The organism is Albibacterium profundi, assembly GCF_042159835.1.
Taxonomy (GTDB): domain Bacteria; phylum Bacteroidota; class Bacteroidia; order Sphingobacteriales; family Sphingobacteriaceae; genus Albibacterium; species Albibacterium profundi.
This window is the reverse complement of sequence record NZ_JBBVGT010000002.1, coordinates 2050870-2070306: the sequence shown is the minus strand read 5'-3', so window position 1 is coordinate 2070306 and position 19437 is coordinate 2050870. Positions and strand designations below refer to the sequence as shown.

Annotated in this window: 15 protein-coding genes; 14 read left to right on the top strand and 1 reads right to left on the bottom strand. The window is 40.9% G+C overall.

Annotated features, from left to right (window positions below):
- The first annotated feature begins 122 nt into the window (after positions 1–122).
- From WKR92_RS10730 to WKR92_RS10715, 4 genes are all read left to right on the top strand, one after another.
- The gene (locus WKR92_RS10730) at positions 123–5249 is read left to right on the top strand and encodes a translocation/assembly module TamB domain-containing protein (RefSeq protein ID WP_375557831.1); all 5127 of its coding nucleotides are present in this window, start codon (positions 123–125) and stop codon (positions 5247–5249) included.
- The gene (tamL, locus tag WKR92_RS10725) at positions 5239–7551 is read left to right on the top strand and encodes a translocation and assembly module lipoprotein TamL (protein ID WP_375557830.1); all 2313 of its coding nucleotides are present in this window, start codon (positions 5239–5241) and stop codon (positions 7549–7551) included. Before WKR92_RS10730 ends, tamL begins: the two co-directional genes overlap by 11 nt.
- A gap of 96 nt (positions 7552–7647) precedes the next feature.
- Positions 7648–8586: a malate dehydrogenase gene (locus tag WKR92_RS10720; RefSeq protein WP_375557829.1), complete on the top strand. Its 939-nt coding sequence runs from the start codon at positions 7648–7650 to the stop codon at positions 8584–8586.
- Complete coding sequence (locus WKR92_RS10715; protein WP_375557828.1) at positions 8587–9015, top strand: retropepsin-like aspartic protease; 429 nt, start codon at positions 8587–8589, stop codon at positions 9013–9015.
- Between the two features lie 22 nt (positions 9016–9037).
- Here the strand turns inward: WKR92_RS10715 and WKR92_RS10710 are convergent, their stop codons facing one another.
- Complete coding sequence (locus tag WKR92_RS10710; protein WP_375557827.1) at positions 9038–10975, bottom strand: KUP/HAK/KT family potassium transporter; 1938 nt, start codon at positions 10973–10975, stop codon at positions 9038–9040.
- Positions 10976–11162: 187 nt separating this feature from the next.
- Here WKR92_RS10710 and WKR92_RS10705 point away from each other — a divergent pair, with 187 nt between their 5' ends.
- The 10 genes from WKR92_RS10705 (at position 11163) to WKR92_RS10660 (ending at position 19348) form a co-directional block, all read left to right on the top strand.
- A complete protein-coding gene (locus WKR92_RS10705) occupies positions 11163–11666 on the top strand; it encodes a T9SS type A sorting domain-containing protein (RefSeq protein ID WP_375557826.1) in 504 nt (167 codons plus the stop codon).
- Between the two features lie 106 nt (positions 11667–11772).
- The gene (locus WKR92_RS10700) at positions 11773–12384 is read left to right on the top strand and encodes a fumarylacetoacetate hydrolase family protein (RefSeq protein WP_375557825.1); all 612 of its coding nucleotides are present in this window, start codon (positions 11773–11775) and stop codon (positions 12382–12384) included.
- A gap of 25 nt (positions 12385–12409) precedes the next feature.
- Positions 12410–14116, top strand: coding sequence for a M23 family metallopeptidase (locus WKR92_RS10695; RefSeq protein WP_375557824.1), 1707 nt, complete (start codon positions 12410–12412; stop codon positions 14114–14116).
- A gap of 8 nt (positions 14117–14124) precedes the next feature.
- Complete coding sequence (gene bcp, locus WKR92_RS10690; protein WP_375557823.1) at positions 14125–14592, top strand: thioredoxin-dependent thiol peroxidase; 468 nt, start codon at positions 14125–14127, stop codon at positions 14590–14592.
- 58 nt (positions 14593–14650) lie between these two features.
- A complete protein-coding gene (locus WKR92_RS10685; protein ID WP_375557822.1) occupies positions 14651–15496 on the top strand; it encodes a transketolase in 846 nt (281 codons plus the stop codon).
- 14 nt (positions 15497–15510) lie between these two features.
- Positions 15511–16464: a transketolase family protein gene (locus WKR92_RS10680; RefSeq protein ID WP_375557821.1), complete on the top strand. Its 954-nt coding sequence runs from the start codon at positions 15511–15513 to the stop codon at positions 16462–16464.
- Positions 16465–16516: 52 nt separating this feature from the next.
- The gene (locus tag WKR92_RS10675; RefSeq protein WP_375557820.1) at positions 16517–17062 is read left to right on the top strand and encodes an RNA polymerase sigma factor; all 546 of its coding nucleotides are present in this window, start codon (positions 16517–16519) and stop codon (positions 17060–17062) included.
- A gap of 34 nt (positions 17063–17096) precedes the next feature.
- Positions 17097–17741, top strand: a complete 645-nt coding sequence (locus tag WKR92_RS10670) for a hypothetical protein (RefSeq protein WP_375557819.1) — start codon at positions 17097–17099, stop codon at positions 17739–17741.
- A gap of 9 nt (positions 17742–17750) precedes the next feature.
- Positions 17751–18155, top strand: coding sequence for a hypothetical protein (locus WKR92_RS10665; protein WP_375557818.1), 405 nt, complete (start codon positions 17751–17753; stop codon positions 18153–18155).
- A 5-nt stretch (positions 18156–18160) separates the two neighbouring features.
- On the top strand, positions 18161–19348 hold the full coding sequence (locus WKR92_RS10660; RefSeq protein ID WP_375557817.1) for an aspartate aminotransferase family protein: 1188 nt from the start codon (positions 18161–18163) through the stop codon (positions 19346–19348).
- The last annotated feature ends 89 nt before the right edge of the window (positions 19349–19437 follow it).

Genomic DNA, 19437 nt, shown 5'->3' with positions numbered 1-19437 from the left:
TAGACTCATTTCTTAAACGAAAGTTTACTCCTTGTGCTACAAGTGACATGTAATTCACTAATTTTAAAACTATTTCAATACGAATTGGTTAATTTTACAACGTTTTATCTTATAAGTCTGGCTTGAATAAGTTTACAAAAATTTCATTAAGAGTTATCTTATGGCTACTGGGAGTGGTAATTGGGTTAATTATTCTCCTCTATATTCTAATTAACATCCCGAAAGTTCAGAATTTTGTTGTTCAAAAGGTCGTATCTTATATAGAAACGAAAATTGAAACGCCTGTAAGACTCGAACGAGTTTCTTTAAAACTACCTAAGCTTTTGGTACTGGAAGGGGTTTATTTTGAAGACCAGAAACAAGACACTCTTCTTGCAGGTGAGAGTCTGGCTGTCGATATAAGTCTGTTAAAGCTGCTAAATAATAAGGTGGAGATTAATGAACTTAATTTCAAGGGAATAACGGCGAATATTGATCGAACATTACCGGATAGTGCCTTTAACTTCGATTATATCATTCGTGCTTTCGTTTCAGAGGAAGTTGAGGAAGAGTCGACTGATACTGCTGCGGCAATGGACTTTTCGATTGATAAGATCAACCTAGATCGTATCAGGCTACGATACAACGATGAGGTTATTGGGACAAATGCCGATTTCTACTTGGGACACTTAGATACCCGGATCAAGAATTTTGATCTCGAAAACATGCATTTCGAGATACCGAAAGTATCTATCGAAGGGATCAAAACCATTGTTCATCAGGCTGAAATTGCTGAAGCTTCATCGGTACCTGCTACCGACGATCTCGGTGTAGAAGCAGCGGCCGGCGAAGACGCGGCTTTCCCTGACGTGAAACTTGGAGAAGTGTCACTTAAAGATATTGATGTAGTCTACACTGATGCCGCGACGGCAATGGACGCAAAGCTGAAATTCAAAAACTTATTGGTTGATTTCAATGAGTTGGATTTAAGAAATGAAAAAGTAGATATAAAGAAGCTTTTATTGGAGGATACGGACGCAGCTCTGGCAATGGGACGTGCGACTACCGCAACGGAAGGGCCAAATGAGACGGACACATCGTCTACAGAAGAACCGATCAACTGGATCGTAAACATCGACGATATGGATGTCAGCAACACCCATGTAGCATACGATGATAACACGGCACCGAGACTTCAAAAGGGTCTCGATTATGCCCATATGAATATATCGGATCTGAATATTGATCTCGATGAGCTGTATTTCTCAATGGATTCTATTTCCGGTAATCTTCAAAGCTTTACTTTTAGAGACACAAGTGGCCTGCAGCTGAATAAGCTGGAAACGCAGTTTGCGTATACAAATCAGGGTGTATTATTAGAAGACTTTATTCTTGAAACGCCCAATACGCAATTAGCAAGCGAGGTGACCTTGAGTTACCCGTCGCTCGATGCTATTAGTGAAAACCCGGAGCTAATAGACCTCAGCTTGTTGGTAGACGATAGTCGCCTAGGTATGGCCGACGTGGTGCTGCTGGTGCCGACTCTCGATACCATGGAGGTTATGCAGCCATTACTGACGCGCAGTTTTGACATAGATGCCGACTTAAACGGCTCATTAGCGGATTTAAGAATCAGGAGGTTTGTCGCCAGCACCTTAGATGACACCTATGTAAACATTTCAGGATCTGTGAGAAATGTGATGGAACCCGAAAGATTATTCGCTGATCTTAAAATTAACAACCTTCAAAGTAGCAATCGGGATTTGACACGTTTGATAGCCAAAACATTGTTGCCTCCGGATATTGAAATCCCTAATTCAATCAAATTAACAGGTGTTTTTAGGGGTGGTATGAATAGCTTTAGAACCAACTTAGATTTAAACACCTCAGTTGGAAACGCTGACCTATTAGCGAATTACAATGCCGCTCGGGACACGAGCTACAGTGCTAAAGTCAACATCCAGAACCTAGATGTGGGCGGCTTTCTAAAAAATGATACGACTTTCGGAGCAATAACGTTCGTGGCCGATGTGGAAGGTGTGGGACTTGACCCACGAACCATGGTTGCAAAGGGCGAAGCTACTTTGGTGGATGCGGAAGTCATGGGATACCCTTATCATGACATCAAATTAAACTTTCAGGCTGATAAAGGAAATATATTAGCGAACCTATTGAGTTCAGATCCGAATATCGCCGTGAACATGAATGCGCAGGCGACATGGACAGACAAATATCCACAACTGCTGATGAATTTAAATGTGGACAGTTTGAATCTTAAGAATTTAAATCTTGTGGCGGATGACATTCGTTACCACGGTCGCCTAGAAGCCGATTTGCCAACTGCAGACCCAGATTACCTTAACGGGGATATAAATGTAGTTAACTCCCTTCTCTTATACAATGGTGAACGTTATGCATTGGATAGCATCAAACTTCATTCGGAAGCAACAGATTCCTTGAAGTTCCTAAACTTGGAAGCTGAATTTATGAACGCCATGGTGTATGGTGACTATAAACTAACGCAGATAGGAACTGCTATACAAGATGTAATAGAGACCTATTATAATCCAACGAATGTCATTGATACTACATCCTATGATCCACAAACATTTGAGTTCAACGCCGAGATAATCCGTTCGCCGCTCATTAGGAGAGTCGCGCCTGCGTTGGCTGAAATGGAGCCGATAACGCTTTTTGGAAATTTTGCAAGTGAAACAAAATCTCTGAACGCTCGGATTGGTGCGCCTCATGTCTTATATGACAGCACATTAATTGATGACGTAAGTTTCGATATTAATACGGCTGATAGTACGCTGTACTATGCAGGTGTAATTGGAGAAGTAAATGTATCAAATATCAACTTGTTCAATACACTAATCAGCGGTAATGTGAACAATAGCATTGTGAATACGGGACTCTGGATTCGGGACACCGCCAATGTTAATCAGTATCATATCGGAGCTGAACTGCTGGCAGAAAACAATGATTTTATTTTCAGATTAAAACCCGATGGTTTAATCCTGAATTATGATCAATGGAACATCCAAGAAGGCAATGCTATCAGGTTTGGTGATCTGGGTATTCATGCGAGTAACTTTATACTAGAAAATAACGGTCAAAGCTTTCAACTACAATCTCGAGACTCAAGTCGGAATTCCCCGATAGACGCGCTATTTTCGAACTTTAGGATCGAAACATTCACGAAATTCATTGAAAGTGAAACCCTGAAGCTAGGCGGAGCGATTAATGGAGACGCAACGATTGACCGATTTGAGAGTTCGCCTGTTTTTGTATCCGACTTGACTATCAATGATTTTTATTTTGGTGTTGACACGATTGGTGATATCAATATTCAAGTAAACAATCAACAAGAAAACACCTTTGCTGCGAATATCACGGTTACCGGTAACGGGAATGACCTGAACCTAAGCGGCGATTATATCAGTCCCCCAGAAGCGCCGTCAACAATGGATTTTGATCTAAATATCAACCGGCTCAATATGTCTACGCTTGAAGCATTTTCGTTTGGGAGCCTGCGCCGTGCCGATGGTTACCTAAATGGTCAATTAGCTATTACAGGTTCGCCAGATGCACCAAGATTAAATGGCAGTCTCCTTTTTAATGAGGCGGAACTTAATGTGTCCATGCTAAATGCTCAATTTTATTTTGATAACGATGCTATTCAATTTAACGATCAGGGAATTAGATTTCAGGACTTTTCTATTGCTGACAGCGTAGGTAATACAGCTACAATCAACGGCCTCGTCAGTACAAGTACATATACCGATTTTGATTTTAATCTCGCCGTAGAAGCATCGGATTTTCAAGTTCTAAATTCCTCAAAGGTAGACAATGAATTGTTCTATGGCACGCTGTTTTTAGACAGTGATCTTCGTATAACGGGCACGATGGAAAGTCCGCAAGTCAATGGTACATTGAACGTGAACGATCGAACCAAGATGACCTTTGTCGTTCCCGATTCTGAACCGGGTCTAACAGAGCGAGAGGGGATTATTAAATTCGTGGACCGGAGTGACTCGAGTAGCTATGATTTGTTTGAACAGCAACTGGCAACGACGCCTCAAACCGTGACCGGAATGGATGTGTCCGTTAATATTGGAGTGGATCCAGATGCTGAATTTAATGTAATTATTGATCCCGGCACCGGAGACGCCCTCTTTATAAAAGGAGAAGCTCAGCTAAACGCCGGAATAAGTCCGGGTGGGAACATGTCGCTAGCGGGTACCTATGAAGTGGAGGAGGGTTACTACAATCTATCGTTTAACATGATTAAAAGACGATTCGACTTTAAGCAAGGTAGTACGATTGTTTGGAATGGAGAACCTATGGCCGCCGACTTAAATATTACCGCAGCTTATGATATAGATGCCGCACCTATCGACCTTTTAGAAAATCAGCTTGCCGGGCGAAATAGCAACTATTATAAACAGAAGATACCTTTTGAGGTAGAGCTATTCATTACAGGTGAGATGATGAAACCGGAGATTTCATTTGGCATTGATCTGCAGGAAGAAAACGCAGGGGTATCGCAAGATGTTACGAGTTTAGTTGAAACCCGCCTATCCCAGATCCGCGAAAATGAATCCGAACTGAACAAGCAGGTCTTTGCGTTGATACTTCTAGGTAGGTTTGTTGCTGAAAATCCGTTCTCAAGTGCCGCGGGTGGAAGTGTTGAGTCCATGGCTCGAAACTCGGTGAGCGATTTACTGAGTGCGCAACTTAACAATCTTGCCGGCGATCTGATTTCGGGGGTAGAACTGAACTTCGACTTGCAATCTACTGATGATTATAGTACGGGAACTCAACAAAATAGAACCGATTTAAATGTGGGCGTCTCTAAACGCTTGCTAAACGACCGACTGAAAGTTACGGTAGGATCTAACTTCGAGATTGAAGGAGGGCAGCCAGGACGTCAACCCACTAATATAGCTGGCGATATTGCTATCGAATATCAATTATCAAAAGATGGACGTTATTTTCTACGAGCATTCCGTAAAAACCAATATGAAGTGACCTTGCAAGGCCAAGTGATAGAGACAGGCTTAGGTTTCAATATTAATATGGATTATGATAAGTTCCTCGAGTTGTTCATGGGTGCAGAAAGACTCCAACAATATTTACAAGAAGTGCAAGAAAGAAAAAACAAAGCATTGATGCAATCGGCACCGGTTCAAAGAAAAAGACAGAACCCGTCAGATAGTACACAGGTTATAAAATTTAGAGAGGAAGGAGCTGAAAATGAAGAATAGCGGACTACACATCATCGCGCTTTTCGCAGTAATTTTTATTGTAAGTTCCTGTAGCAACATCAAGTACTTGAAGAAAGGTGAAAACCTGTATGTAAAGGGACAGGTCGAACTAAAACCCGACACCTCTTTCCCCGAAAAGTATATTGACCCGCTGGAATCCAATCTTGAAAGCTATCTTCAGCCACAACCCAACTCGAGCTTTCTCGGTTTACGCCCAAAGTTATATTTTTATAACATGGCGGGAGACTCGACTACAACCGAAAAAGGAATAAAGGGTTGGCTAAAATATAAAGTGGGTGAACCACCTGTTTTATTAAGCGATGTTAACCGGACCTACAATGAGGATCTACTCAGAAACCGTTTAGAAAATTTAGGTTTTTTCAATGCCGAGGTATCCTCTGATACGACCATAAAAAACCGGAAGGCCACCGTATCTTATTTTGCAACGCCACATGACAATTATAAAATTAAGGATGTTGTATTTGAACTAGACAGCACTGATTTTGGTAAAATCATTGCTGAAACAAAGGATAAGTCTTTATTACAATCAGGAAGTCCATATAATTTTGATGTCATCGTCAATGAGCGAGCTCGCATCGATAATGAGTTGAAAGCTAGAGGGTATTATTACTTCAATCCTGATTACCTTTTGGTGGAAGTAGACAGCACAGTTGGCGAGCACCAAGTGGATCTTTATGTTACATTGAAACCTGAAGCTCCTGACCAGGCACTTCACCCTTATTATATTAATAATATCTATATTTTCCCGGATTATAACTTACAACAAGGAACGTATCAATTAGGTGTACCGTCCGACAGTACTCGCTACGGAGACTATCATATTATTGATCCATTCAACACGTATAGACGACGTGCCATTGCCCGACCTATGTCTTTCAAGAAGGGCGATTTATATACCCGAGCGAAACACACCCGGACCATCTCTCAATTAGTAGGTCTCGGTACCTTTAAATTTGTAAAAAACAACTTTGTACCGGTAGACTCCGCTAATAGCAACTTGCTAGACGTTTATTACTATTTAACGCCACAGCCCACAAAGTCTATGCATTTTGAAATTTTGGGTAAAACCGCTTCTGTTTACAATGGCTCTGAAGCTACAATTTCGTGGCAGCATCGGAATGCTTTTAAAGGCGCTGAGCTTTTCCGCATTTCAGTATTTGGGGGCTATGAATTCCAGACGGGTGGCGATGTCAACTTAAATTCAAGTTTTTATCGCTATGGCGCAGAGGCCAGCCTTACCTTTCCGCAAATTGTTGCTCCTTTTAAATGGACGCCTACAAAACGTTTTGTTCCACATACCACCATTCGAACAGGATATGAGTTTCTTAGCAGACGAAATGCATACCGGCTCAACTCCATGACCTTTGGTTTTGGGTACTCATGGCGTGAAAGCAGTCAGAAAGAACATGAGCTTGATCTGTTAGAAGTCGCCTACGTTCGTTCATCGAATATCACTCCCGAATACGAGCTGGAATTACAAAGAAATCCGAATCTCCGTCATGCCATCGAGAAACAGTTCATTATTGGTCCAAACTACGTATTTACCTACACAAATACGATGGAGCAAACTAGAAAAAATACCATGTATTTTAGAGGGGGCCTTGACCTATCGGGAAATATCATTGGACTGATCAAAGGAGCTAATTACAACGAAGGCAATACCTATAGCTTCTTAGACGCACCCATTTCTCAGTATATTAAAACCGATCTTGATTTTCGGAACTATACCAAACTAGGAACGAAATCAGAGATTGCTGCCCGGGCGGTGTTTGGTTTTGGATACGCTTATGGCAATTCAAATCAAATGCCTTATATCAAACAGTTTTTCAGCGGTGGACCTAATGGTCTGCGTGCATTCAGGGCCCGCGCGGTAGGACCAGGTTCATATGAACCTGAACAGTTCGGCGAAAATAACTTTGTTCCTGACATGACGGGCGATATCAAAATGGAATTAAACTTAGAATATAGGCGAAAGCTTGTCAGTATTGTCCACGGTGCCGCATTTGTCGATGCAGGTAATATTTGGTTGCTCAACGAAAACGAAAATAAACCGGGAGCTGCGATCAACAAGGACTTTTTAAAGGAGATAGCTGTCGGAGCAGGACTTGGACTACGTTTCGACCTTACGTTTTTAGTACTACGAACCGACCTGGCAATCCCATTACGTGTGCCTTATTTGCCTGAAGGCGAACGCTGGGTGATGGACCGTATTGATTTTGGAGATAAGCAATGGCGAAAGGATAATATTATTTTTAATCTTGCCATAGGATATCCTTTTTAACAGTATCCTGTTTTGCTATTGAAAAATCCTTTCATTTTTTCTATATTGGCTACCAATCTTTAATCAATTCACAGCTTTGAAAAACTTAAACCCATTATGAAGATAACAATCGTAGGAGCCGGAGCAGTAGGCGCAACCACAGCAGATAATATTGTACGTAGAGAACTGGCTGAAGAAGTCGTACTTCTTGATATTAAGGAAGGTTTCGCAGAAGGAAAAGCGCAAGATATGTCGCAAACGGCTGCTTTGTTAAACTTCGATACAACCATCACGGGGGTCACCAATGATTATAGTAAAACGGCTGGATCATCTGTAGCTGTCATTACATCTGGCATTCCACGTAAACCAGGAATGACACGCGAAGAGCTGATCGGAACAAACGCAGCGATTGTAAAAGATGTTGCTAGCAACCTCCTTAAACATTCACCAGATATTATTTTGGTTGTCGTTTCTAACCCGATGGACACCATGACTTATCTAGCCTTAAAAGCTACCGGTCTTCCGAAAAACCGAATCATCGGTATGGGAGGAACACTTGACTCTGCGAGGTTCCGTTATCAACTGAGTAAAAAGCTAGGCGCATCTGCCGCCGATTTAAATGCTATTGTAATTGGTGGACATGGTGATACAACAATGATCCCACTGATAAAGCATGCGACCTGGAATAGTGTTCCTGTGACAGATTTCCTTTCATCCGCAGATCAGGAGGAAATTGTCAAAGCAACCATGGTGGGTGGAGCAACACTAACAAAGCTAATTGGAACGTCTGCATGGTATGCTCCTGGAGCAGCCTCAGCTGCAGTTGTTGAAAGCATTGTTCGAGATCAGAAGAAACTATTTACAGCGTCGGTATACTTAGAAGGAGAGTATGGCTTCTCTGATATCAATCTGGGTGTGCCTATTATTATCGGAAAAAACGGAGTCGAAAAAATTATACCTATGTCACTCGACGAAGAGGATCAACAACGCCTGAATGAAAGTGCTGATGCTGTTCAAAAGATGAATAATGTACTGAAAGACACCGGTGTACTATAGATGACTGAAATACCACTTATTTTATTGAATCTACAAAACGAAGGCTTTCACCTATTGGTGGATATCATCGTTTTTGGTAAAAGTTTTCGAGCCGTATTAGATACCGGCGCTTCAAAAACCGTTTTTGATAAAACGACAGTCGAGAATCATATTGATCCCGACTTATTAAAACTCTCTGATCAACTTTCTACAGGCTTAGGAACGAACACCATGGAGAGTTATACACTTAGTATACCAGACTTTCAAATCGGAGAACTTCACCTCAAAAATTACGAAGTTGCCGCCCTCGACCTTTCTACCATCAATATCGCTTATCAACAGCTGGAAATGGAACCTGTCTTGGGTGTTGTAGGCGGAGACCTCCTACATGAATATGGAGCGATTATCGATTATAAAAAGAATGCACTGAGGTTAGATTTACCCGATTAGTTGCCCTGCTCTTTCTTAGCAGCTATTCAACACGTTGAATATTAACATCCCTAGTTTCGGCTACAACGAGAGGCACGCGTTCTATTGTCACAAAACTCGAATCAAGCCCGAATCCCTTTTCTTCCGAAATGCTCAATCTACGAAGGACATTATAGATATCAATAATAATTTTTTGCATAAAACTTAGATCGTTAGAGCGAGAGATGACTTTCTGGAGAACGACAAACTTGAAGTCGCCTGCCATGTTATATTTCTTTAAACTGTCATAACGACTAAAAATATCAATCTCCTTATTTTTCACCATATCTTCTATGACTTTACGGAGCAACAGGCTGATGCGTTGCTCTACCCTGAATCCCAAACGAAAGTCCACACGGATCAATTTTTTATCAATCAAACTGGTGACCTTATATTCACTCGTAAAGGGCTCATCTCGGACGTCCACGTGGACTAACCAATATACGTCAGCTCGCTTCGGCTTTTTTTGAAGGATGGAATAAATAATTTTAGACTCGATCTCTGATGTGAAATTAGCCGATGTCAGATATACTAATTGTGATGCGTATCGAGGAACTGTTTTATCTTCACTTAGATCACTAAGGATAGGGTAATAAGGTTCAATGTCGACAAATCGCACGTAAGTGTTCTTAATCTTCCTTGCCCACCACCAACTTATCATGACAATAAATAAGATACTGCTCAGAATGATGGTTAACCATCCCCCGTGCACAATCTTTACACCGTTGCTAAACAGAAGCGTAATTTCCAGTAATAGAAAAACCGACACAAAGAGCCCTATAAGAATTTTGGGCACGTGTTTTTTGCTTAAAAAATAGCCCATAAGGATGGTGGTCATCAAGAATGTGATGTTAATAGCTAAACCATAAGCGGCTTCCATGTGACGAGATTCTTGAAAGATCAGGACAACAATGATACAACCGACCCAAAGAATAAAATTAGCAGACGGAACATACAGCTGCCCTTTCTGATTACTAGGATAGTTAATACGCACCTTGGGCCATATATTTAATCTAACTGCTTCTGCAATTAATGTGAACGACCCTGATATCATCGCCTGACTGGCTATAATAGCTGCGATGGTGGCGATACCAATACCATAAATCAGAAACCAATCAGGCATAATAAGGTAAAACGGATTTTGATAATTCAATGTCGCTCCTTGATGTTGCAACAACCAGACACCCTGACCAAAATAGTTAAGAATTAGACAGAGTTTAACAAAGATCCAACTTACACGGATGTTCGCCCTTCCACAATGACCCAGATCAGAATAAAGAGCCTCTGCTCCTGTCGTACATAAAAATACGGCACCTAGGATTACCCAAGCATTGGGATAGTTCAATAATATATTAATGGCATAATACGGGTTGATGGCCCTGAAGATATCAGGTTGCTGTATGACGTAAGCGAAGCCCAAAACACCCATCGTACTGAACCATACAAACATCAGGGGACCAAAAACCTTCCCTACAATGGATGTCCCAAAACGTTGAATAATAAATAAGCACGATATGATAAAAAGCACTATAGGGACTGTAGGCAAACTTGGGAAGTATATATTCAGTCCTTCGATTGCAGATGAGACTGTAATAGGTGGAGTAATCATTCCATCTGCTAATAATGCCGCACCACCTATCATAGCAGGAAAAACCAACCATTTAGCCCGACGCTTCACCAAGGTGTATAGTGAAAAAATCCCTCCTTCCCCTTTGTTGTCGGCTCTTAAGACAATAAGAACGTATTTGACAGTAGTTTGAAGCGTCAATATCCAAAAAACACAGGAAAGACCGCCCAAAATTAAGTCAGAAGAAATAATGTTGTCTCCTACTATTGCTTTGAAGACGTACAGCGGAGACGTACCGATATCACCAAATATAATCCCTAAACTAATTAACAAGCCCGCGGAGCTCAGTCGGTTTAGATTTTTATGCTTATCCACTGTATATTTTTTTTCGGACAAATGTATATATTCTTAAACCATTTCCAAGGATTTCTGTTTGAACTATTAAATACCAATTTTCACCGAACATTGAAAATTTGTTAATTTTTGTTAAAAGCTTACTTTTTTAACAAAAACATAGTATATTCAATAAAAAATGTTATACTTTTGTACTATAACGTAATATATGAAGCACAAATACTTTTATTCTTTTATTCTTTCAATCATCTGTCTCAGCATCGCACTGGGTTCACCGATAACGGCATCGGGTAGGTCTGATATGGCCTTGCAAGATTCCACGGAGAATAAAGTTATAATAAGTAAATTAGCTGATACAAAGACTGATAAGTCTAAAAGTACGTTATATACGTTCAAGCCATTTGCTCCCTACGGCCCTTATCTAAAAATAAATCGTGGAGAGTCTACCAAAACACTGAGCAATGTTAAGATCTATCCTAACCCAATATCGGACCAACTAAATCTTACTTTTAAGCTTAGTAAAAAGGTTAATGTATCTATAAAAATTATGGATGCTTTAGGAAACGAGATCAACACTCTATTATCTGAACAATTGGAAGAAGGTAATCAAGTACATACGTTTTCCATTAAGAGCAGTCTTAATAGTGGATTCTATTTTATACGCATTATGGCAGGGACCGAGACTGTAGTCAAAAGAATCCAAGTCGTATAATTATTGATAGTTAATTAGTTTGCAAAAGGCATTTTCGCATAAAAACGAAAATGCCTTTTTTGCATTTAAATATTCTAAAGGTTATCTTTCCAAAAAAAAACACTCTATGAAAGTTATTGCAATAGGACGCAATTACGAGAATCATGCAATCGAGCTAAAAAATCCCATTCCAACCGAACCGGTAATTTTCCTCAAACCGGATACGGCTTTGTTGCGAGATAATAAGGATTTCTACTACCCTGACTTCTCAAAAGATATCCATTACGAAATTGAAGTCGTATTGCGAGTATGTAAAGAAGGGAAACACATCTCTGAGAAGTTTGCCGACAAGTATTTTGACCAAATAGGTTTAGGGATAGATTTTACTGCGCGAGATATTCAGCAGAGACATAAAGAAAAAGGATTACCGTGGGAGTTGGCGAAGGCCTTCGATGGTTCAGCAGTTATTTCTAACTTAATCCCCAAAGAGAACTTTCGGGACCTACATAGGCTTGATTTTGGATTAAATATCAATGAAAAGCGTGTCCAGACAGGAAACACGAAAGACATGATCTTTTCTTATACCGACATCCTTGTGTTTGTTTCCAAATATATAACCCTACGAAAAGGAGATTTAATCTATACGGGAACTCCATCGGGAGTTGGTCCTGTTGAAATAAATGATCACCTAGAAGGTTATTTAGAAGGCGAAAAACTAATTGACTTTAGAATTAAGTAAACTAAAATCCTCGAAAACGAACGCTATGAGAATTGCACTAACAGGAATATTCATACTCATTAGTACGCTGGCTTACAGTCAAACCGACAAACGAAATTTGCCGGTCGACTACTTCAGTCCACCTCTCAAATTGGCACCGCAAGCTTCCGGTAGCTTTGGAGAACTACGCTCCAATCATTTCCATACAGGTACAGATTACAGAACAAAACAAAGTGAGGGTCATCCGGTTTACGCCGTTGCAGACGGATACGTCTCGCGTGCCCGAGTGCAAATCGGTGGTGGTGGTCATGCTCTTTATATTGATCATCCCAATGGTTATACGAGTGTCTACATGCATCTGCAGCAATTTAACAAGGAAATTGGGGAAGTTGTTAAGAATAAACAATATGAGGAGCAATCGTTTGCAGTTGACTTCCCGCCGGGCAAGGACCGTTTGCCAGTAAAGCGAGGCGATGTAATCGCTCTTTCTGGTAACACAGGAGGATCTGGGGGCCCGCACCTCCATTTTGAATTACGGGATACAAAAACAGAAGAGACAATCAACCCTCAGCTATTTGGGCTGACAATTCCAGATAGAGTAGCGCCGACACTCAGTGGCTTTACGGTCTTTCGGCTGGGTGACGCACCATTCTCGGAAAATACGCCCCGTGAGCATCGACAGGTTGTCGGATCCAATGGAAAATACCGATTGTCACCAGCTAGCACGATTTTAGTGAACGGACCTACGGGCTTTGGGATTGTAGGCATTGATAGAAACTCAGCATCTGCCAATACGAACGGCATCTACTCTACTGAACTTTTTTTGGATGGTAAAACCATTTTCAAGTCGACACTCGATGGATTATTTTTCCATCATAATCGTGCGATGAATTCGCATATCGACTATCCCACATACATCTTGAACAGACGTCGAGTTCAAAAAAACTTTGTAGAACCTGGCAATCCACTGACCATTTACAGCGACTTGGTAAACAACGGAATAATTGATATTACCGATGGTGACGTTCACGATATGCAATATGAAGTGAAAGACACCAAGGGAAACACGAGCACGCTTTCTTTCAAGGTACAATACTCGCCTTCCTTAGCGGTTGACCAACATCTTAAAAAGAATAGTTATTTATTTCCGTACGACAAAGTCAATATATTCAAACAAGACGGCATCAGGGTTGATATTCCGGCAAACTCCTTATACAGTGATTTAAACTTTGTCTATACAAAATCGCCAAAGAAAGCGGGCGCTTTGTCAGATGTGCATCATGTGCACAATCGCATGATTCCGTTGCACACCCCCTATACTCTTAGCATCCAAGTCACGGAACCTGTCCCAGAACACCTGGAGAGTAAATTACTGCTAATAGACGGCAGAGGTCGCTCTCGCGGTGGGCAGTTCGAAGACGGATATGTGACCGCCAGAGTTTCCGAATTCGGCAGTTTTCATATTGGCACGGACACGAAAGCACCAGTAATACGCCCCGTAAATATCAGCGAAAACAAATCGATGGCTTCAAGCTCTCGAATCAGTTTCAAGATTTCCGATGACCTTTCGGGTATAAATACCTTTAATGGGTACATTGATGATCAATGGGTGTTAATGGAATATGATGCAAAAACAGCGTCTTTATGGCATACATTCGAACCGAACCTACCGAAGGGGAAGCATCGTTTTAAATTGGTCGTGACCGACGGCAGGGATAATGAAAAAGTATATCAAGTTAATTTCACCAGATAAATAATAAGATGAAACAACTAGAAGTAGGAGATCAAGCTCCATCATTCAAAGCAAAAAACCAAACAGGCGACCTAATAACTCTCGATGATTTTAGAGGGAAAAAGCTTGTTTTATATTTTTATCCAAAAGACAATACTCCGGGCTGCACAACAGAATCGTGCAATTTTAGAGACAATTACGAGAGTTTGACAACAAAGGGATTTGAGGTTGTAGGTGTAAGCGTTGATGGCGAAGCATCGCATAAACGTTTCGCAGACAAACACAATCTTCCTTTTAACCTTCTTGTTGATGATGAAAAGAAGATGGTAGAGGATTATCAAGTTTGGGTAGAAAAGAACCTGTATGGAAGAAAATATATGGGAACCGCTAGAACCACCTTCGTTATCAACGAAGAAGGGACCATCGAACACATAATCAAAAAAGTAAAAAACAAGGAAGCCAGTCAGCAAATACTAGATCTATATGAACAGGGATAGCCTTCGTTAATAACGTCACAAATCCTTAACTTTGACCCTTAATCACAATAACAATTCAATGAGCGCAGAAATAGAAAAATTAGAAAGCATTGCATCTCAAATTCGTAGAGATGTGGTGCGCATGGTACATGCATGTAGCTCCGGTCATCCGGGAGGTTCCTTAGGTTGCACCGATTACTTTACCGCTTTGTACTTTCATATTTTGGACCATGATGTCAACTTTAATATGAATGGAAAAGATGAAGATCTTTTCTTTTTATCTCAGGGACATATCTCACCTGTCTTTTACAGTACATTGGCTAGATCTGGATATTTTGACATTTCCGAACTGAAAACGTTTAGAAAAATCAACTCCCGTTTACAGGGGCACCCTACAACACATGAAGGCTTACCAGGTATCCGCATTGCGTCAGGCTCTTTGGGGCAGGGACTATCGGTTGCTACAGGCGCCGCACAAACGAAGAAATTAAATGGCGATAAGCACCATGTTTATGTTTTGATGGGTGATGGCGAACTACAAGAGGGTCAAGTTTGGGAAGCTGCTATGTATGCTGCACATCATGAGGTTGATAACCTGATAGCAACAATCGACCTAAATGGTCAGCAGATCGATGGTCCGACCGAAACGGTTATGTCTTTAGGTAACCTAAAAGCAAAATGGGAAGCATTTGGTTGGGAAGTGATTGAGATGAATGGCAACCAGATGACGGATGTCATTCGTGGTCTTGAATTAGCAAAAATAAAGACAAACAAGAGCAAACCGGTAATGATCCTTATGCAGACAGATATGGGATTTGGTGTAGACTATATGATGGGTACACACAAGTGGCACGGGGTAGCTCCGAACGACGAACAATTAGCGTTGGCACTTGATCAACTAAAAGAAACTCTTGGCGATTACTAACACGGCATTATACAATGAAAAAATATACATTCACAGAAAAAAAAGACACTCGTTCGGGCTTTGGTGCCGGATTAGCTGAAGTGGGAAGAAAAAATGAAAATGTTGTTGCTCTTTGCGCGGATCTAATCGGATCGCTAAAGATGGATGCTTTTATTAAAGAGTTTCCAGAACGTTTTTATCAGGTTGGAATCGCTGAAGCGAATATGATGGGACTTGCAGCGGGCATGACCATTGGAGGAAAAATTCCTTTCACAGGCACATTTGCCAACTTTTCAACTGGTCGCGTATACGATCAGATACGTCAGTCCATCGCTTATTCTGGCAAAAACGTTAAGATTTGTGCATCCCATGCAGGACTAACTTTGGGCGAAGACGGCGCTACCCATCAGATCCTTGAAGATTTAGGACTTATGAAGATGTTGCCAGGAATGACCGTGATTAATCCTTGCGACTATAACCAAACCAAAGCGGCTACCATCGCAATTGCTGAACATGAAGGGCCTGTTTATCTTCGTTTTGGTCGTCCTGTTGTTCCAATCTTTACCGACCCTGATCAGAAATTCGAAATCGGAAAAGCATGGATGGTGAACGAAGGCAAGGATGTAACGATTATTGCAACCGGACACCTGGTATGGGAAGCTATTCAAGCAGGAGAGAAATTAGCTGAACTAGGAATAGATGCCGAAATAATCAATATTCATACGATTAAGCCTCTTGATGAAGAAGCAATCATTAAATCCGTAAAGAAAACAGGCTGTGTAGTAACTGCTGAGGAACATAATCGCCTAGGTGGTTTAGGAGACAGCGTAGCACAGGTTTTAGTTAAAAACCATCCTGCTCCACAAGAATACGTGGCGGTTGACGATAGTTTTGGTGAAAGCGGAAAGCCAGCTGAATTAATGGAGAAATATGGATTGTCTTCCGATGACATCGTGAAGGCAGCTCAAAAAGTCATAAAACGAAAGTAGCGAAACACTACTAAAAAGGGTATTATTATAAATGATACCCTTTTTTACTACTATGGACGATACGTTAATTCTTGAGAAATTTGCAAACGAGAATACTCGTGACGAGGCCTTTAAATTACTGCTCGAAAAGTATCAGCAGAAGATTTATTGGCATGTCCGCCGTTTTGTCGTCGATCATGATGACGCTAACGATTTAGTCCAAGACATATTTATCAAAGTGTGGAAAAACTTAGATAAGTTTCGTGAGGATGCACAATTGTACACATGGATCTATAGAATCGCATCGAACGAAAGCATTACGTTTCTAAACAAGAAGAAAAAACACCGGAACATCTCTATAGATGATGAACAGTCTGGATTCTTGGCTGAGGCATTGACGGAATCTCCGTATTTTAATGGTGATAAAGCGCAACTGAAACTACAGCAAGCACTGCTTACCCTACCCGATAAACAAAGGCTTGTCTTCAATATGAAATACTTTGAAGATTTAAAATATGAAGAAATATCTGAGATACTAGGAACGAGTGTCGGAGCCCTAAAAGCATCATACCATTTAGCGGTCAAAAAGATAGAAAAACATTTTTCAGAAACAGATTAAACCTTTTAATGCGAAACCTATCTAAGGAGATACAATGAGAAAGTTAAGAAATAGTGAGAATCAGGATCAAAATCTGTTAAACAATCCGAGGTTACAGGAAAATCCCTTTTCTGTACCAAAAGATTATTTCCACGACTTAACGAGTAGCATCATCAGAAAGAAAAATATCATTGAGAGCACGGATGAAGCATGGTCGGTACCACAGAACTATCAAGAGGAGTTAATGAATGATATTTTACTAAAAGTTAGTGAAGAAAAATTGAAATCCAAGATTAATACGGATGGCTTCACGGTACCTGCCAACTATTTCAATCAACTCCAATCGTCGATACTCGATAAAACGTCTAAAGAAGAAATCCTTAACGACGGTCAAATTGTTCCCTTTAAGAGATCTCAATACCGCTCGTGGATTAAATATGTATCAGCGGCTTGTATCACATTAGCCATCTCTGCCGTGGCATTCTTTCAGTTAAATGAGCAAGAACCAGAACCTGAAACAACACAAGTAGAAGATATCATCAACGAAATTCGGGCCGATGAGATAATCAGCTACTTGGCTTTCTATTCTGAAACCGGCGATTACCTGATCTTAAGCGAGGAACTCGCTGAAGAATCCGATGATTTTGAAGATTCATTTTCTACTGAAGAAATAGAGTCGTATCTTGAGAATAGTATTTAAGAACCAATCATGAAGCGATTACTTATTACATGTTGTTTTGTGTTCTTTTCGTGCCTTATTGCCTTTGCACAAAAGGACTCTGATCGTTTTCAAAGAATCGAAATGGCCAAGGTGGCCTACATAACCAAAAAGCTCGATCTATCTCCGCAAGAAGCACAGAGATTTTTCCCTCTTTACAACGAATACCGTAAGGAGATAAGAGATATTATGTATAAGAAACGATCAGAAGACGGCCCTAAGAGATCTTATCGAAATGAGCTAGATTTTGATACCGAGGTATTAGCATGCAAAAAGAAATACAGAGAGAAATTCAAAACAGCCATCCCCGCATCCAAGTCATCTAGGTTCTTCGAAGTAGAAAGAGAATTCCGAGAACAACTCTTTAAAGAATTACAAAGTAGAAATCGAAAATAAGTGCAATGCTTAGCAACAGAGATATATTCTTACTGAATACTGCTCAAACATCAAATAGTCCACGTCTTACCGAAATAGTCTCTGCAGAGGGTGTGTATTTATATGGACCTGCAGGAGAAAAATACCTAGATCTTGTGTCTGGCTTCGCAGTAAACAATATCGGCCACCGACATCCGAAAGTAGTTCAGGCAATTAAGGATCAAGTAGACCAACATTTACATGTTACGGTATACGGTGAGTTTGTGCAGACACCGCAGGTTAAACTAGCAGAAAGGCTGGTTTCAATACTTCCGGATCAACTCAACTCGGTTTATTTTGTTAATTCAGGAACTGAAGCGACCGAAGGGGCAATGAAGATTGCAAAGAAATATACCGGTCGCACTGAAATAATAGCAGCAAAAAAAGCATATCATGGGAGCACACAAGGTTCTCTCAGCCTAATAGGCAATGATGAATACCGATTGGCTTACGGTCCTCTCCTACCTAATATCAACTATATCCAATTTAATGCGACTGAAGATCTACCCAAAATAACGGACAAAACAGCGGCTGTTATATTAGAAACGGTACAAGGCGAGGCAGGGATGAGGGTTCCAGATAAGAGCTGGCTACGGGCCATTCGGAAAAGATGTGATGAGACCGGCGCATTGCTCATTTTGGACGAGATACAAACAGGCTTCGGTCGAACCGGGAAAATGTTTGCCTTTGAGCATTTCGATGTTGTCCCTGATATCCTATTAGTAGCCAAGGCTCTTGGAGGTGGGATGCCGATTGGTGCATTTATCGCAAAGCGAGAGATCATGCAGGTTATTACAGACAATCCGATGTTAGGCCATATTACCACTTTCGGCGGACATCCGGTTTGCTGCGCGGCCGCTCTTGCATCTGTAGATGTGATTCTTGAAAACAAATTGTATGAATCAGTTGATTCCAAAGCGAAGCTCTTTCGACAAAAACTGCAACATCCGGCAATCCAGGAGATTCGAGGCTTAGGCTTTATGATGTGCGTTCAGCTCGACTCTTTTAAGGAAGTAGAATCAGTCAGCAAGTACTGTGCAGAAGAAGGGGTCATGATCGACTGGTTTCTTCATTGCGAAACAGCGCTTCGGATAGCCCCTCCTTTGATCATCAGCGAAGAGGAAATTAGTCAAGCGTGCGACACTATCTTGAAAGGCATCGAACTTTTTACATAAAAAACTCATTATCAGCCGTTCATAAATCTCATCCATCAAACAATAAGCGCGATAATATGTTGAGAATCTAAGCATTAAGCAGAAAGCTT

Bases quoted from the DNA above. Each gene is read 5' to 3' on its own strand.
- WKR92_RS10705 (WP_375557826.1), top strand. From the start codon at position 11,163: ATGAAGCACAAATACTTTTATTCTTTTATTCTTTCAATCATCTGTCTC.
- WKR92_RS10700 (WP_375557825.1), top strand. From the start codon at position 11,773: ATGAAAGTTATTGCAATAGGACGCAATTACGAGAATCATGCAATCGAG.
- WKR92_RS10685 (WP_375557822.1), top strand. From the start codon at position 14,651: ATGAGCGCAGAAATAGAAAAATTAGAAAGCATTGCATCTCAAATTCGT.
- WKR92_RS10675 (WP_375557820.1), top strand. From the start codon at position 16,517: ATGGACGATACGTTAATTCTTGAGAAATTTGCAAACGAGAATACTCGT.
- tamL (WP_375557830.1), top strand. From the start codon at position 5,239: ATGAAGAATAGCGGACTACACATCATCGCGCTTTTCGCAGTAATTTTT.
- bcp (WP_375557823.1), top strand. From the start codon at position 14,125: ATGAAACAACTAGAAGTAGGAGATCAAGCTCCATCATTCAAAGCAAAA.
- WKR92_RS10665 (WP_375557818.1), top strand. From the start codon at position 17,751: ATGAAGCGATTACTTATTACATGTTGTTTTGTGTTCTTTTCGTGCCTT.
- WKR92_RS10715 (WP_375557828.1), top strand. From the start codon at position 8,587: ATGACTGAAATACCACTTATTTTATTGAATCTACAAAACGAAGGCTTT.
- WKR92_RS10670 (WP_375557819.1), top strand. From the start codon at position 17,097: ATGAGAAAGTTAAGAAATAGTGAGAATCAGGATCAAAATCTGTTAAAC.
- WKR92_RS10660 (WP_375557817.1), top strand. From the start codon at position 18,161: ATGCTTAGCAACAGAGATATATTCTTACTGAATACTGCTCAAACATCA.
- WKR92_RS10720 (WP_375557829.1), top strand. From the start codon at position 7,648: ATGAAGATAACAATCGTAGGAGCCGGAGCAGTAGGCGCAACCACAGCA.
- WKR92_RS10680 (WP_375557821.1), top strand. From the start codon at position 15,511: ATGAAAAAATATACATTCACAGAAAAAAAAGACACTCGTTCGGGCTTT.
- WKR92_RS10695 (WP_375557824.1), top strand. From the start codon at position 12,410: ATGAGAATTGCACTAACAGGAATATTCATACTCATTAGTACGCTGGCT.